Origin of the sequence: Bacillus sp. SIMBA_008, from assembly GCF_046535495.1 — a bacterium.
GTDB lineage: Bacteria > Bacillota > Bacilli > Bacillales > Bacillaceae > Bacillus > Bacillus subtilis.
In genome coordinates this window covers 1-240 of record NZ_JAWRWL010001166.1, presented here as the reverse complement: position 1 = coordinate 240, position 240 = coordinate 1, and the positions used below count along the sequence as shown (strand labels likewise).

Annotated in this window: 1 pseudogene; it reads left to right on the top strand. The window is 32.1% G+C overall.

Annotation, left to right across the window (positions count from 1 at the left end):
* Positions 1–240: pseudogene (locus SB658_RS27115) on the top strand (hypothetical protein); the annotation flags it as partial.

The window sequence follows — 240 nt, the reverse complement described above, 5'->3', positions numbered from 1 at the left end:
CAGCTCGCTTTATTTGCAGAAGGTATGTTAAGTGAAGTAGATACGTCACTAGTCGATTCGAATTTTGAATTGGATGAGTTTACTAATGAAATGTTTGGAGAAAACTTTGGGCAAAAGCTAAGAGCGATTCAGCAACTTTCGTTAAAAGACTTGGATCTTGCATTACCTATTTTAAAGAAATCTTTAATAGACGAAAAACAGCACCCTTATTTGAAAACTTCTATTTTATATAAAATGATA